This window comes from Pseudochrobactrum sp. AO18b (genome assembly GCF_000409565.1).
Classification (GTDB): Bacteria; Pseudomonadota; Alphaproteobacteria; order Rhizobiales; family Rhizobiaceae; genus Pseudochrobactrum; species Pseudochrobactrum saccharolyticum.
The window spans coordinates 1-14,776 of sequence record NZ_ANNO01000441.1 but is presented as its reverse complement, the minus strand read 5'-3'; the positions used below and the strand labels follow the sequence as shown (position 1 = coordinate 14,776).

Below are 14,776 nucleotides of genomic sequence, written 5' to 3'. Positions count from 1 at the left end.
CCCCCGTTTTAATTCAAAGATCAGACAAATCAGCTGTTATTGGCGAGACGGGCAAGCTCCAGCCCGTTATCTCCCAGCAGATAGAGTTTGCCGTTATTAATGCTGAACTGACGGGTCTGTTTCAGTACATCGAGAAATTTGGTTTCCTGATCCATCAGGGCAGGCGGGCACTGCATGAATGTCGAGCCGATGGTGCCGAAATTCAGCGCTTCACCGGTAATGGTTGCCTTGCCGAAATAACGGTTGCACCCGCCGGAACCGGAAACTTCGCCGCTCGGAGAAATTGACAGGGTTGTCTGGGCAAAGTCAATCACACCGGCACCACGGATATCCTCTGTGAGCCATTCATGATTTTCCAGTGTCAGCGGTGTTTGCAGGCTGGTATTTTTGCGCACATTGACAACGCGGATTTCATAGGCGCTGTTAAATTTTTCCGGATTGAACTCATGACGTGTGTCATTGATAAACCACAGAGTATCACCGGCGCTGATACGTGCCTGCAAGGCATAAGTATGCTTTGCAACGAGTTTGGAAGAATCGAATTTCAGTTCAAACGGAATTGGCGCGGATGGAATATTGCTGAGCTGCTGTTCGGCGATTACCTGTGCCGGCGCATCAGCGAGAGAAACATCCAGCAACTGCACATTCAACGTGGCCTCCGGAGGCAGGGCAATCCGCTCGCGATACATGACAGTGCCACGTATTGTTTTTTCAGATGCAATACTCTGCGTCGGCATGGTTGAGGAAAGGATCATTGCGCTGCCGCCTAAGACGGCCAGTCCTATCAGGGATGCAGCAATGATGCGCGCTTTACCAATCAACATATTCTGTCCTGTTTGTTGCACTGCCAGTTTAGACTCTCTCCGTTTTCCAGAAGTTGTCTGAGCTGACATTTTAACCGGCGGTATATTAACGCCAAATGACTAAACACATAATTTACGTTAAGTTTTAACCTTAACACGTGTTGTTATGTGGTTTTCCTCATCGTTTAGTTGCCGGAAATCTTCTTTGATCTGTTTTGGATAATGAAATTGCCGGACGACTAAAAAATGCTCACCAGTCATTTAAACCGGTAATTCTGGAATCAATGCATATCCATAAGTCGTAAGTGCTCTCCGGACTATAGGATCAAATCCGGATAAAACACGAGTTGAATCATATAAATATGCTGTATCAGCTACTGCCCTGATTTTATGGTTTACTTATGGCAATGCAAGTCGGTGCAAATAATTTCACAGGATTGTAAAATATTCAAACGAGATTTTGGCTCAGGCAAAGCTGAGTTGTCTTAGAGCGCCGTGTGCCAGACTTGGCACACAAAGGTCGCTCTAATACTTTAAAATTAGAGCATAACTTTTCCTTAAACTGATTCAAGTTTAAGGAATTATGCTCTAATCCTGCCAGCGCTTTTTCATGTCTTCGTCGCTGGCTTTGGCTTTGACCCAGCCCGATTGCGGATCGCCATTCTCGGGAGCAGGGGTGATCAGATGTTCTTTCTTCCAGAAAGGCGCATCGCTCTTGAGATAATCCATCAGAAATTCTGCGGCTTCAAAGGCGGCCCGTCTGTGCTTGCTGGCTGTGGCGACAAACACAATCTGCTCACCGGCTTTGATGAGACCGCTGCGATGAACAATGGTAATGCCCTGTAGGGGCCAGCGTTGCATAGCCTCGGCAGCAATACGCGCCAGCTGCGCTTCTGCCATGCCCGGATAATGTTCAAGTTCCAGCGCCTGAAGTGTTTTATTCTCATCACGGCAAAAGCCGGTAAAACTGACAACTGCGCCGATATCTGTGCGCCCTTCAGTCATACGGGCAGTAAGGGCAGCCGCATCAAAGTCATCTTGCGAGACAAGAATAGTCGGCTGCATTGCCTCAGCCTCCGGTCATTGGCGGGAACAAGGCAATCTCATGCGCACCGGCAATCGGCGTGTCATGCTCCACATGTTCCTGATTGATCGCCACGCGGATCACATCGGAAAAGCGCAAAGCATGTGCATAATTCTCATCAATGCCGGAAAGATGGCTCAGCAGGTCAGATACAGTTTTGACAGTCTGAGGCAGGTCGAGACTCTCGTCAGACTTGCCGATCTGCTCCCGTACCCATGCAAAATATACCAGTTTGACTGTCATAACGGCCATCAGATCATGTGTTTGATACCGGCACGGAAATAGTCCCAACCGGTATAAAGTGTCAGAATTGCTGAAATCCACAGCAGGATCAGCCCTGTTTCCGTTGTATAAGGCAGGATTTTGTCACCGGCAGGGCCGGCAAGCAGAAAAGCCAGCGCAATCATCTGAATAGTGGTTTTCCATTTTGCCAGCTGCGAAACCGGCACACTGACTTTCAGATCCGCCAGATATTCACGCAAACCGGAAACCAGAATTTCACGGCAGAGGATGATAATCGCAGCCCAGAGCGTCCAGCCGGCAATAGTGCCGTCGGCGGCCAGCAGCAGCAGAATTGCGGAGACCAGCAGCTTATCAGCAATCGGGTCAAGCATACGGCCGATGCTGGATGTCTGTTTCCACATACGTGCCAGATAGCCGTCGAAGAAATCCGTGATGCTGGCGGCAGCGAACAGGCCGAGCGCCCACCATCTTGCGGTGTCACTGCTCTTCAGATGGCCTTCAAGAAAAAAGCACAGAACCACAAGTGGCACAGCAACGATACGTGCGTAAGTAAGGATGTTGGGCAGTGATAATGTGTGTTTACTCATAGTCCCCTAAAACCCGTATTCTGGATAAGCGTGAGCGGGAAACCCACGACTGGAGAAGTAAGCCTTACGGCTCATGAAAATCTTTAGACGCACATCTTGTCCGAAAATAGTTTCACCACTTTCGGGATGTGTTTTACGCTACACGACAAATCATTGTCAGCTGGTTACCATCAATCCCGCAATAGGGTAAAAAGCAACACTCAGACCGGCTTTTTAAGGCTTATTATGTGCATATTGCGTCAGATAACCCATTATTGATCGCGGAAGTGGTCATAAATGGTCTGCGCCAGTGCTTCCGAGATGCCTTCAACCTGCATGAGATCTGCCAATGCTGCGCCTGCAACTGCTTTTGCCGTGCCGAATTCATGCAGCAAAGCACGCTTGCGGGAAGGGCCGATACCGGCAATTTCATCCAGCGGACTTTTGATCATTTCTTTCTTGCGCTTTGCCCGATGGGTGCCGATAGCGAAACGGTGCGCTTCATCGCGCATACGCTGAATGAAATAGAGCACCGGATCACGCGGCGGTAATGTGAATGATGGCTTGCCGCTGACGAAAAACCGCTCACGTCCCGCATCGCGGTCTACACCTTTGGCGATACCGATGGATATGACTTTATCATTGATACCCAGCTGCGTGAGAATATCACGAACTGCACCGACTTGTCCCTGACCGCCATCAATCAGAATAACATCAGGCCAAGCCGGAAAACTGTCATCCGTAATATCGTCTGCATCGGTTTCATTCTCTAAGAGTGTCTTTGGAGCCTGCTCCTCCAGCTCTTTCATATGATCTTTTATCAGCCTGCCAAAACGACGCTCAATCACCTCGCGCATCATGCCGAAGTCGTCGCCCGGGGTGATCTCCGTGGAGCGGATATTGAATTTGCGATACTGGTTCTTAACGAAACCATCCTGTCCGGCGACAATCATGCCGCCAACAGCATTGGTGCCCATGATGTGGGAGTTATCGTAAACCTCGATACGGCGCGGAATGCGCGGCAGTTCGAAAGTCTCGGCCATAGCTTTCAGCAGACGCGCCTGTGATGAGGTTTCGGCCAGTCTGCGTCCCAAGGTTTCGCGGGCATTGGTCATGGCGTGATCGACGAGGTCTTTTTTTTCACCACGCTGCGGCACATTGAGCGTCACACGACGTCCTGCAGAAGCCGACAGGGCGTCGCCCAGCAGTTCCTGTTCTTCCACTGTTTCAGACAGCAGGATCAGTTGCGGGCATGGCTTATTGTCGTAAAACTGGGTTATGAAGGCGCCAAGCACTTCTGCCGCTGACAGGGAGGGGTCAGCCTTCGGAAAATAAGCGCGGTTGCCCCAGTTCTGACCGGTGCGGAAGAAAAAGACTTGAATACAGGCCAGTCCGCCTTCCTGATGAATGGCAAAAACATCAGCCTCATCCACGGTCTGCGGATTGATACCCTGATGGGACTGGATATGGGACAAAGCCGACAACCGGTCGCGGAAAATAGCGGCGCGTTCAAAATCCAGCTCTTCAGCGGCGGCACTCATTGCATCACGCATCTGCTGCTGCACGGCTTTGCTGCGGCCGGAGAGAAAGGACTTCGCCTCCCGCACCAGTTCTGAATAATCTGCATCGCTGATTTCATGGGTGCAGGGGCCGGAACAGCGCTTGATCTGATGCAGCAGACAAGGGCGCGTGCGGCTCTCAAACATCGAGTCGGCGCAGCTGCGCAAAAGAAAGGCACGCTCCAGCACATTAATCGTGCGTGTGACAGCACCGGCAGAGGCAAAAGGACCGTAATATTCGCCTTTACGGGAGCGCGCGCCGCGATGCTTGAAAATACCGGGTGCACGGGTATCGCCGGAAATCAGAATATAGGGAAAGGATTTATCATCCCGAAGCAGAACATTAAAACGCGGACGTAAGCGTTTGATGAGATTCGCTTCCAGCAGCAGTGCTTCTGTTTCCGTGCGGGTAACGACAAATTCCATAGTTGTCGTTTCGCGGATCATACGGGCAATGCGGTTACTGTGTCCCTGACCGCGGGCATAATTACTGACGCGCTTCTTCAGGCTTTTGGCTTTGCCGACATAGAGCACGTCACCCTCACGGTTGAACATGCGGTAAACGCCGGGATTGTTCGGCAGTTTTTTCACAAAAGCATTGATGACATCCGGCCCGCTCAAATTCTGGGTCGATGCGTCAAACTCATCCAGCGCGGAATCCCAGCGGATATTGCTGGCCAGCGCAGATGCAGAGCTTGCCTCCTCGGGGAAGTTGTCTTCGTCATCTCCGGCATCATCTGTCAGTAAGACATCCTCATCCGGCTCCATGTCCGGATGGGCAATATCATTGCCGTTTATGCTTTGTGTCATTCCGAAATACCTGCAATATCCGGCGTTTCCCATGCCAGATGTTGTCCGCCGTCCAGCGCAATCATTTGCCCTGTGACGGACCGTGTTCTCCAAAGATAGTCAATCGTCGCGGCAAATTCATCGAGCAGCGGTGCTTTTTTTAGCAGCACTGCATCAACCTGCTTTTCGAAATCTTCAATATGCTGTCTCTCGCTCGGCAATGTCGGGCCGGGGCCGATTGCATTGACGCGGATTGCCGGTGCAAGCGCCTGTGCCAAAGTGCGTGTGGCTGTCCATAATGCGGTTTTGGACAGGGTATAGGAAATGAATTGCGGATTGAGCTTCCATACGCGCTGGTCGGTAATATTGACGATCAGCCCCTGTTTATCTTCCGGTAAAGCCTCGGCCATAGCCTGCGCCAGAAAGACCGGTGCTTTCAGATGTACGGCAAAATGGCGATCCCAGAGTTCGTGGGTGAGGGTGCCGATACGGTCGTCTTCAAAAACGGAAGCATTATTGACCAGCAGCTCCACGGAGCCGAAATGCGCTGCCGCTTTGTCCATCAGCGTGGCTACCTGTGCATTGTCCGACAGGTCTGCGGTCACAATAGCGGCTTTGCCGCCTTTATCGCGAATACGTTGCGCCAGTGCTTCTGCCTGTGTGGCGGAGCGGTTGCAATGAATGATAACCGGATAGCCGCGTGTAGCCAGATCCTCAGTTATATGGCTGCCAATACGCTTTGCGCCGCCGGTAATCAGGGTGACGGGTAAAACCTCAGACATAGTCCGCTTGGCAGTCATCGGGGGCAGGCTCCTTTGGTTATGGCATATCCGGCGGGTGAAATGATTCTGACTTCATGTGCATGCAAATCAGCAAATATGATCGCATAGTATCATGGAATAACCTGTTTTAGCGTGAAGGAAAAATGCCTGACAAAAAATCTGTAGAAGATAGGCTGCGGCTTGTTTTTAAGGCTGAAGTTTTTGCAGCTTGCAATACTATTCAAAAAATACGGTAACTATTTAATATTTAAGAAAATGTTGCCTCGTTGCATCATCAGTTTCGGTTCGTTTTTCTGCTGCTTTTCTGCCGTTTTCTGGTCGTTTTTGTACATTTAAGCCAAGACTCTCCTGTCGGATATGACAGGGGAATAATGCCGGATTGAAATATGTTTTTGGCAATCCGGTTCTCATTTTTAAAATTGGAATATTGCAAGGAAATTTTATGAAACATTTTAAAACTCTGGCGCTGGTTTCAGCCTCGGCTCTTTCATTTGCTGTACCGGCTTCGGCAGCTGATATTGTTCGTGCGCAGCCAGACATTCCTGCTCCGGTTGTGCAGACACCACCGCAGAAAACCTGGGATGGTGGTTATATCGGACTTTATCTTGGTGCCGGTGCAAATAATTTCAAAAACAAATCCTCTGCCGGTAATCTGAAAAATAACAATGTGAAGCTTGGCGGCTATGCGGGCTGGAACTTCCAGAACGACAATATCGTTTATGGTGTGGAAGGTGATGCCGGTTACAACGGTGCAAAGAAAACCAATGATGATCTGAGTGCCCGCAGCGGATTTGACGGCTCTCTGCGTGCTCGTCTTGGCTATGATATGGGCGCAGTCATGCCTTATGTAACTGCCGGTGTTGCCGGTACGCAGGTGCGTTACAGCAATGATGCAGATTCCAGTAAGAAATTTCGTCTTGGCTGGACTGCCGGTGTCGGAGCCGAAACCATGCTGACACAAAATGTCAGTGCACGTCTTGAATATCGCTATTCTGACTTTGGCAAGAAGGATCTCACATTGGGTAATGTTGCTGTGCCATCAGCAAAATTGCAGAGCCACGATATCCGTTTGGGTGTTGGCTATAAATTCTGAAAACCACGCATTTTTCACAGATTCGCCTTAGCGCGTTTGGCTGAGCGGATTCGGATAAATAATGACGCCTATCCTCAGCGATAAAAAAGACGAATGTCGGGATGCGGTTAAGGGGTGGTAAAGAAGGCCGGAATTTTTCGGCCTTCTTTTTTATAAGAAAAACAAGATATAAATTTACTATCAAATAGTTGTGGTGATTTCGGCCTGTTCGGCAGTGGTTTTGACTGACATGTTTCAGCCATAATAAGGCCGGTTTTTTTCCATGCTACGGCATTTCTGCTGCCGTAATTCAGCGTCATCTTTTGCCTTGTTAAGCAATCTTCTTTCTCCCGCACAGAAATGGATCGGAAGGAAGACGGGGCGTATCGCGTTCAGCTCAGCCGTTACAGGTCAGGTCTGGAGGCTTCGCTGTACAACAGTTTAGAAATTTATAAGGACAAGGCGTATGCGCACTATCAAATCTCTGGCACTTGCTTCTGTTGCGTTGTTGCCGCTTTCGGCCACAGCTTTTGCCGCAGATGCGATTCAACCGCAGACATATGAGCCGGCACCGGTTGTAGATGTTGCTCCTCAGAGCAGCTGGGCAGGCGGCTATACCGGTCTGTATCTTGGCTACGGCATTAACAAATTCAAAACTGACAACTATGTTGGTGATCTGAAAGACAATAATGCCAAATTCGGCGGTTATGCCGGTTGGAACTTCCAGAACGACAATATCGTTTACGGTGTGGAAGGTGATGCCGGTTACAACTGGGCTAAGAAAGAAGAGCTCGGTCTGACTGCGAAGAGCGGTTTTGAAGGCTCGCTGCGCGGCCGTCTTGGTGTCGATATGGGGCCGGTTATGCCTTATGTGACAGCCGGTGTTGCCGGTACGCAGGTTAAATTCTCCGATGCAACCTCATCGCAGGATAAGTTCCGCGTTGGCTGGACAGCCGGTGCCGGTGCTGAAACCTTCCTGACACAGAACGTAACTGCCCGTCTGGAATACCGTTATTCCGATTTCGGTAAGAAAGACTTCCAGCTGGATAGCGGCACTGTCAATGACGGTGGTCTGCAGACCCACGATATCCGTCTGGGTGTTGGCTACAAGTTCTAAGGAATATCTCATTTAGTTGAGATCAACCCTGATAAAAAAGCCGGGAAGTAATTCCCGGCTTTTTTTGTTTTTACGCAGCTTTCGGCAATTGTGCCGCCAGTTCCGGATGCACTTCGGCAAAGCGCTTGACCCAGCGTTTCAGTTTCGGACGGCCGCGTTCCCAGCCATTGCCGAAGCGCAAATTGAGATAGCCGAGCGTTGCGGCAATAGCGATGTGCCCGCCATGGATTTTGGTGCCGATACGCGGCGCTGTTTCATTCAGCAGATCGAGCGTGCGTTCTGCCTTTTTCCAGTACCAGTCCAGCACCGGCTGATGCACGATTTCTTTAGGGCGCATACGACGTTCATAGACATGCGCTACCAGCACATCAGCAAGACCATCTGCAATTGCTTCAAATTTTTCAGCATCCAGACGCTTCTCGGCATTGCGCGGAAACAGCTTGTTGCCGGAAACGCGGTTGAGGTACTGGGTGATGACGCGGCTGTCGAAAACAGTTTTACCTTCCGGTGTAACCAGCGTCGGAATTTTGCCGAGCGGATTAGCGGCAATCAGTTCTGCCGGTTCTTCGCTGGTCACGACAATATGTTTTTCCAGTTCAATACCGCCATATTGCGCTGCAAGACGCACTTTGGCGCTGAAAGGTGAGGAAGGGGAGGTATAAAGTTTGTGCATGTTGGAACCTGAGATAAGAGATCAACGGTTAGGAAGCAGAGTAACGGAACGGCTGCGGCAGGAATTACGATCCACTTCGCCGCATGAACGGAATTTGAGGCCCTTATCCATACAGATACGCACCTCCTGAAGACGCCTGCGATTGCAGGTCACGGCAATTGCATCTCCGGTCAAACCCGGATTTGCGGCAATGAATGCCTTTTCAACAAGCTGCGGATCAACATTGCGCGGGCTTGCGACATTGCGCAAGGCAGGCGGAACAGTCACAGCCTGATAGGCTTTGCCCAGCGTAGAGAAATAATCGCGCTGACTGATCCCCGCGCAGGTGCCGTGTTTGCGCCATTCATGACGCATCAGACCGGCTGAGGGCATAATGTCAGACAAGGATGAGACGATATCCCGTGGCACCGTGTCATTGGCCTGCCGGTGATCGCAGCTTTCGGGAAAACCACGATCATATTGCGGCCACAGACCATGAACGATGAAACCGTAATTACGGCCGGTGCCGCATTGCTGGCGGGCATTGGAACGGTTGCCATTATCAGCGCAATAACTTGGCGACCAGCTGAGCGACAGGACATAGAAGTCAAAATTCGCATTGCCGGATGGTGATGGCGCATCCTGCGGTTTTGCCGGTATACGCTGCGGGATTTTATTCTCCGGCCTTAAAACCGGTCTGTCCTGATTGTTCAAAGGGTTGAGTTTGTGCAGATCATTGCCCATGCTCTGCATCAGCTTGTCACTGAGGGATTGTGCTGATGCTGGTATGGTAAAAGCGAATGCAGAGGCAAGCAAAGCCGTGGCAACAGAAAAACAGCCCGTTTTGCTGGGTGCAAACGGGCTGTGTGCTTTCAATCGGATGCGTGACATATGCGGATCAGCGAAGCACGCGGCAGCGGCCGTCATAGACAAACCACTTATCAAAACCGTCTACACAGGATTCGACATTGCGTCCCATGGATGCCAGTCCCTGACTTTCTTCCACCATATACCAGATATTACGGTTCTCGCCATTGGAGAGCACGGCAGTGGCGCGGCAATAATGGCGCTCAATACCTGACGGGTAGGTTTTCGGGTCATAACGTGTTGCGCTGACATTGCTGACGGCATTGATGCTGACAGCAGGCATTTCCGGCACACCGCGCACAAGGCGGTCGAACTGTGCGACTGCGCTGTTGATGACGCTTTGTTCGTGGCAGACAGGATCAGTCACGGCAGGGGCAGTTGCAATATAATCCGCAGCCTGAGCCTGAGAAAAAGATCCTGCTGACAGACCTGCAAGCAGCGCGAAAGCAAAAGCGGAGCGTAATGACATGAATCTGTCCTTATTGAAAACTGTTAACCGAAGTTTTTGCCATATTCCTGTGTCGGGTCAAGCCTCAACAACGCACAAGAGAGTGATCATTGGCAAATGAGCACTTATTTTTCCGTCCGCTCTTCGCCGTTGATCCATTCAATCTTATAGCTGCCCTGATTATTCTCTCCGAAAAGCGTTGCCAGCCATGGTGAGATTTTAGTCATTTCTTCCTGCAGCAGATAAGGCGGATTGATGATAATCATGCCGGTACCGTCAAAGCGTGGTTCCTGCGACGGTGCACGCACAGCCAGTTCCAGACGCAGAATTTTTGGCAGACCGGTTTCTTTTAAATTAGCGATGAAGCGGTTGACCTCGCGGCGGTCTTTCACCGGATACCACAGGGCATAGGTGCCGGTGGCAAAGCGGCGGTGCGCCTTCACCAGTCCTTCAACGAGGCGGTCAAATTCTCCGGCAATTTCAAATGGCGGATCAACCAGCACCACACCGCGTTTTTCCTTGGGCGGCAGATGTGCACCCAGCGCCAGCCAGCCATTCAATTCGGTGACACGGGTCTGGTAATCGCCTTCAAATAAAGCGGCCAGTGTTTTGAAATCCTGCGGATGCAGTTCCAGTGCCGAAAGGCGATCCTGTGCGCGCATCAGCTTCCGTGTCAGCAGCGGTGAACCCGGATAATAACGCAGGCTATTGCCTTTAACGGTGCTGTTTTCCTGTTCAATGACATCGAGATAAGGCGTAATCAGTTCCAGCACTGCTGCGGGAATGGAGCCTGCTGCTTTGGCGTCAAAAACCTGCTCGATACCGCTGCGCCATTCCAGTGTTTTACCGGCTTCCACACCACTTAAGTCATAGCGGCCGATGCCTGCATGAGTGTCAATCACGCGCAGGGCGGCTTCCTTGCGCTGCATATAAAGCAGCACACGGGTCAGAACGATATGTTTGAACACATCGGCAAAATTTCCGGCGTGATAGGCGTGGCGATAATTCATATTCAGTATTTCCGGTGTTCGAAAGCGCAGTGCTGCAGGCAGGATTCAAAGCAGGACGCTTTGTCATGGTCAATGCCATATATCTGTTCAAGCGGGATTATGCCATAACCAGCATACCGGATGTGCAGTCAATCTGATTCTGCCTTTTAGACCGGTTATGTAACAGTCCGGTGACGCTCAGCAGTTTCAGGAAAAGTGGTAACCGCCTCCGCGGGGAAAAGAAAACGGCTCTATGTCTGGTTTTGTCGTTCTGATCGTTCTTTTCGGCGCATTGCTGCATGCGAGCTGGAATGTCATCGTCAAATCCGGCACAGATAAATATCTCAATGCCGTTCTGGTCTGTGGTGCTGCCGGTCTGGTGGCGCTGGTACTGATCCCGTTTCTACCGCTGCCATTAGCCCCTAGCTGGCCTTATATGATTATATCAACCATTTTTCAGGTCTGTTACCTGTTCATGGTTGCTGCCGCTTACAGCAACGGGGATATGAGTCTGGCCTATCCGCTGATGCGCGGAACGCCGCCTTTGCTGGTTGCTATGGCTGCGGGTCCGCTGATCGGTGAAGTGCTTGGTGTCGGACAATGGCTGGCAATCGGGTTTATTTCCTGCGGCGTTTTAACTATGGCTCTTGGCAGCCGCCGGAAAACGGCGGCAGGGGCTCTCGGCAGCCACCGGAAAACGGCGGCAGGGCAGAACACGTCCCGCACCGTGATAATCGCGCTGGTCAATGCCTTATTCATTGCAGGATATACGCTGGTGGATGGTATCGGTGTGCGTGTATCCGGTAATGCAATATCCTATACGCTCTGGGCATTCCTGTTTAACGCAATCCCCGTGGTGAGCTGGGGGATATGGAAATATCGCGGACAGCTTGTCGGGCATATCAGGCAGCGCGGCCATCTGGCGATGATCGGCGGTGCAGGCACGCTCGGCTCTTATGGTCTGGCACTCTGGGCAATGACCATGGCACCGGTTGCGATGGTTGCAGCTTTGCGCGAGACCTCAATCCTGTTCGGTATGATCCTTTCTCTCTTTTTGTTACGGGAGCATATCAGCCTGAAACGTCTTGCCGGAGCTTTGCTGATTGTCTGCGGCACAGTGCTGATGCGGCTGGTCTGACAGGACTGATATCCGATAAAAATAAAGCTGTGCTGATTTATCGTCTGTCGGAACGGCTATATTTTTGTATGGTGCTAAAATAACTCCTTCAGGAATTCTTACATGACATTGCGCGTTGCACCCCAAATCGGCCATTCGGCCTGTCCGCATGATTGCCCTTCCACCTGCGCGCTCGATGTTGAAATTTTGGACAGCCATACAATCGGGCGTATTCGCAGTGCCAAGGATAACAGCTATACGGCTGGCGTTATCTGCGCCAAGGTCGCGCGTTATGCCGAGCGCGTTCATCATCCTGAACGCCTGCTGAAACCGCTGATCCGCAAGGGTGCCAAGGGAAGCGGGCAGTGGCAGGAAATCTCATGGGCTGACGCACTGGATCTGACCGCAGAGAAATTTCTCAAAGCCGAAGAGCAATATGGTTCCGAGAGTATCTGGCCGAATTATTACGCCGGAACCATGGGGCTGGTGCAGCGCGATTCTATCAACCGTCTGCGCTATGCCAAAAAATATTCCAATATGTTTTCCAGCTTCTGCACCAATCTGGCATGGACAGGCTATATGGCCGGCACCGGTGCTCTGCGCGGGCCTGATCCGCGTGAGATTGCCAAGTCCGATTGTGTGGTGATCTGGGGAACCAATGCCGCCGCCACGCAGGTCAATGTCATGACCCATGCGGCACGCGCCCGTAAAGAGCGCGGTGCGAAAATCGTGGCGATTGATGTTTATGAAACCGCGACCATCCGGCAGGCGGATATCGGCATTGTGCTGAAACCCGGTACTGACGGGGCCTTTGCCTGTGCGGTGATGCATGTGCTGTTTCGCGATGGTCTGGCGGATTGGGATTATCTCAATCGTTATACGGATGCGCCTCAAGCACTGGAGCAGCATCTGCAAAGCCGGACACCGCAATGGGCGGAAGCGATCACCGGTGTATCTGTTGAGGATATTGAGGCTTTTGCTCAGCTGGTGGGAACGACAAAACGCACGTATTTCCGTCTGGGCTATGGTTTTTCCCGCCAGCGCAATGGCGCGGTGAATATGCACGCCGCTTCCTGTATCGCCGCTGTAACCGGCGCATGGACACTGGAGGGCGGCGGCGCGTTCCATTCCAATTCCGGTATTTTCGGCATGGATAAGTCGGAGATTGAAGGCTTCGCATTTGCCGATCCGTCGGTCAGATCGCTGGATCAGTCGAAAATCGGCCGTGTGCTGACCGGTGACGCAGAAGCGCTCTATGGCGGGCCTCCGGTGATGGCAATGCTGATCCAGAACACCAATCCGGCCAATGTTGCGCCGGAACAGCGTCTGGTACGGCAGGGCTTTATGCGGGAAGACCTGTTTACCGTGGTGCATGAGCACTTCATGACCGATACGGCGAAAATGGCTGATCTCGTGCTGCCTGCCACGATGTTTCTGGAGCATGATGATATTTATCGCGGCGGCGGTCAGCAGCATGTTTTGCTGGGCGCGAAGCTGATTGAAGCAGCGGGTGAAGCGCGCGAAAATATCTATGTTATCAACGAACTGGCCAATCGCTTAGGTGTTGGTCATCTGGATGGTTTCAATCTGCCTGCGCGTCAGCTGGTCGATAATCTGCTGACTAAAAGCAATATGCCGGATTTTGAAACCATGCGGGAGCAGCGCTGGCTTGATAAGCAGCCGGATTTTGAAAAGTCCCATTATCTCGATGGTTTCGCATGGCCGGACGGTAAATTCCGCTTCCGTGTGGATTGGCAGAAACAAACGTCACCGGATCGCCCGCCGCAAGCTATGGGACTTCAGGGGCCTTTTGCGGACATGCCGGAATTTCCGGATTATTGGGCAAGCAATGAGCTGGCCGATCCGCAGCACCCGTTTAAGCTGACCACATCACCGGCACATAATTTCCTCAACTCGACTTTTGCGGAGACACCAACCTCTCTGGCAAAGGAAATCCGGCCGCAACTGCTGATCCGCGACGATGATGCGGCAGAGCTGGGGCTGGAAGACGGTGCGCGGGTACAGATCGGCAATCAGCGCGGTGAACTGGTACTACATGTCAAAATCCAGCAGGCCAATGATAAATTGAGCGGAGCCAAGAAACTGCGCCGTGGCGTTGTAGTTTCGGAAGGCCTGTTCCCGAATTCATCTTTCGAAGGCGGTGAGGGGATCAATATTCTGACCGGTGCGGATGCGGCCGCGCCGCATGGCGGGACGGCGTTCCACGATATTAAAGTCTGGATACGTCCTCTTATGGAGCAGTCGGTGAAGTCTGCCTGACCGCCGGAGGAAATTTGTGCTTATCAGAACGCTTATTGAAAGCGATATACCCTGTTTGCAGAAGCTTTACCGTTATCTGGCAGCAGATAATGCAGAGATACCGCTCCCGGAAGCCATTGCGCGCTGGGAGTTGTTGAAGTCCTATCCCAACAGCAATATTTTCGTCGTTTGTCTGGAGAACATTCTCGTTGCATCATGTACTTTGGTTGTTATTCCAAATCTGACGCGTAACGGTATGCCCTATGCGCTGATCGAGAATGTTGTGACACATGAAGATCATCGTAAGCAGGGATATGGCTGTGCAGTTCTGCACAGAGCAGTTGAAGCTGCATGGCAGGCCGGCTGCTATAAAGTCATGTTGATGACAGGTTCGAAACAATCGTCAACACTGAAGTTCTATCAGGATGC

The 14,776-nt window shown here is 51.5% G+C and carries 15 protein-coding genes; 5 read left to right on the top strand and 10 right to left on the bottom strand.

The window, feature by feature from the left end; translation table 11 throughout:
* Positions 1-29 precede the first annotated feature (29 nt).
* The 6 genes from A918_RS0116705 to A918_RS0116680 form a co-directional block, all read right to left on the bottom strand.
* Entirely contained in the window at positions 30-824 is a 795-nt protein-coding gene (locus A918_RS0116705) for an META domain-containing protein (RefSeq protein WP_022712162.1), read from the bottom strand.
* Between the two features lie 567 nt (positions 825-1,391).
* Complete coding sequence (locus A918_RS0116700; protein ID WP_022712161.1) at positions 1,392-1,868, bottom strand: molybdenum cofactor biosynthesis protein MoaE; 477 nt, start codon at positions 1,866-1,868, stop codon at positions 1,392-1,394.
* A gap of 4 nt (positions 1,869-1,872) precedes the next feature.
* Positions 1,873-2,130 carry a molybdopterin converting factor subunit 1 gene (gene moaD, locus A918_RS0116695; protein ID WP_028233918.1) on the bottom strand — a complete coding sequence of 86 codons (258 nt, stop codon included), beginning with the start codon at positions 2,128-2,130 and terminating at the stop codon, positions 1,873-1,875.
* Between the two features lie 8 nt (positions 2,131-2,138).
* Positions 2,139-2,717, bottom strand: a complete 579-nt coding sequence (gene pgsA / locus A918_RS0116690) for a CDP-diacylglycerol--glycerol-3-phosphate 3-phosphatidyltransferase (RefSeq protein ID WP_022712159.1) — start codon at positions 2,715-2,717, stop codon at positions 2,139-2,141.
* Between the two features lie 251 nt (positions 2,718-2,968).
* Positions 2,969-5,065 (bottom strand): excinuclease ABC subunit UvrC, encoded by a 2,097-nt coding sequence (uvrC, locus tag A918_RS0116685; RefSeq protein WP_022712158.1) that lies wholly within the window; start codon positions 5,063-5,065, stop codon positions 2,969-2,971.
* Positions 5,062-5,844 carry an SDR family oxidoreductase gene (locus tag A918_RS0116680; protein WP_156831470.1) on the bottom strand — a complete coding sequence of 261 codons (783 nt, stop codon included), beginning with the start codon at positions 5,842-5,844 and terminating at the stop codon, positions 5,062-5,064. The genes uvrC and A918_RS0116680 overlap by 4 nt, the downstream gene beginning before the upstream one ends.
* 424 nt (positions 5,845-6,268) lie before the next feature.
* Here A918_RS0116680 and A918_RS0116670 point away from each other — a divergent pair, with 424 nt between their 5' ends.
* Positions 6,269-6,919 carry an outer membrane protein gene (locus tag A918_RS0116670; protein WP_028233916.1) on the top strand — a complete coding sequence of 217 codons (651 nt, stop codon included), beginning with the start codon at positions 6,269-6,271 and terminating at the stop codon, positions 6,917-6,919.
* A 445-nt stretch (positions 6,920-7,364) separates the two neighbouring features.
* Positions 7,365-8,015 (top strand): outer membrane protein, encoded by a 651-nt coding sequence (locus A918_RS0116665; protein ID WP_022712154.1) that lies wholly within the window; start codon positions 7,365-7,367, stop codon positions 8,013-8,015.
* Between the two features lie 70 nt (positions 8,016-8,085).
* On the opposite strand, the gene A918_RS0116660 is transcribed toward A918_RS0116665, so the two are convergent.
* The 4 genes from A918_RS0116660 to A918_RS0116645 form a co-directional block, all read right to left on the bottom strand.
* Positions 8,086-8,688, bottom strand: a complete 603-nt coding sequence (locus A918_RS0116660; RefSeq protein ID WP_022712153.1) for a glutathione S-transferase family protein — start codon at positions 8,686-8,688, stop codon at positions 8,086-8,088.
* A gap of 21 nt (positions 8,689-8,709) precedes the next feature.
* On the bottom strand, positions 8,710-9,558 hold the full coding sequence (locus A918_RS21400; RefSeq protein ID WP_245257352.1) for a ribonuclease T: 849 nt from the start codon (positions 9,556-9,558) through the stop codon (positions 8,710-8,712).
* A 7-nt stretch (positions 9,559-9,565) separates the two neighbouring features.
* Entirely contained in the window at positions 9,566-10,003 is a 438-nt protein-coding gene (locus A918_RS0116650) for a hypothetical protein (RefSeq protein WP_022712151.1), read from the bottom strand.
* Positions 10,004-10,107: 104 nt separating this feature from the next.
* On the bottom strand, positions 10,108-10,992 hold the full coding sequence (locus A918_RS0116645) for a 23S rRNA (adenine(2030)-N(6))-methyltransferase RlmJ (RefSeq protein WP_022712150.1): 885 nt from the start codon (positions 10,990-10,992) through the stop codon (positions 10,108-10,110).
* Between the two features lie 232 nt (positions 10,993-11,224).
* On the opposite strand from A918_RS0116645, the gene A918_RS0116635 reads away from it, so the two are divergent.
* The 3 genes from A918_RS0116635 to A918_RS0116625 form a co-directional block, all read left to right on the top strand.
* Positions 11,225-12,109, top strand: coding sequence for a DMT family transporter (locus A918_RS0116635; RefSeq protein ID WP_022712148.1), 885 nt, complete (start codon positions 11,225-11,227; stop codon positions 12,107-12,109).
* 102 nt (positions 12,110-12,211) lie between these two features.
* Positions 12,212-14,368: a molybdopterin oxidoreductase family protein gene (locus tag A918_RS0116630; protein ID WP_022712147.1), complete on the top strand. Its 2,157-nt coding sequence runs from the start codon at positions 12,212-12,214 to the stop codon at positions 14,366-14,368.
* Between the two features lie 16 nt (positions 14,369-14,384).
* On the top strand, positions 14,385-14,776 hold a 392-nt coding region (locus A918_RS0116625), incomplete at its 3' end, for a GNAT family N-acetyltransferase (protein WP_022712146.1).